This is a genomic window from Sphingomonas sp. FW306-05-A (genome assembly GCF_058782275.1).
In genome coordinates this window covers 1-548 of record NZ_JBYSXN010000014.1, presented here as the reverse complement: position 1 = coordinate 548, position 548 = coordinate 1, and the positions used below count along the sequence as shown (strand labels likewise).

Sequence of the window (548 nt, the reverse complement as noted above, 5' to 3'; positions counted from 1 at the left end):
TGTCTGATAATTGCGGGCTGTTCGGAGCGGCTGCAAGGGGGGATGGCATGAGAAAGCTCTTCAGTATGGTCGCGGCAGCAATGGCTGCGTCTTCGGCATCTTCAGCTCCTCCACAGGCGGCACCGATTACGGTTTCGATCGCGGCGGCTGGCACCGGCCCCAAGATCAATCCCGACATCTTCGGCCAGTTTGCAGAGAATCTGGGCACTGGGATTTACGGGGGCGTATGGGTTGGCGAGGGTTCAGCCATCCCGAACGTGCGCGGCTTACGCACCGACGTTGTGACTGCACTGAAGGCCCTGAAAGTACCCAGCGTACGCTGGCCCGGTGGCTGTTTCGCCGACGAATATCATTGGCGCGATGGCATCGGTCCGCGAGCAAAGCGTGCCGTCACCGTCAACGGAAGCTGGGGCAACGCGCTCGAAAAAAATGATTTCGGCACGGACGAGTTTTTCGACTTCATCCAGCAAATCGGATCGGAGGCCTATATCTCTGTCAACATGGGATCGGGGAGCGTCAAGGAAGCTGCCGACTGGATGGCGTATATG

Annotated in this window: 1 protein-coding gene; it reads left to right on the top strand. The window is 58.8% G+C overall.

Annotation, left to right across the window (positions count from 1 at the left end; all coding sequences use genetic code 11):
• Window positions 1-47: 47 nt before the first annotated feature.
• Window positions 48-548: alpha-L-arabinofuranosidase family protein (locus AC3WJR_RS20380; RefSeq protein ID WP_492727488.1), on the top strand; the 501-nt coding region annotated here is incomplete at its 3' end.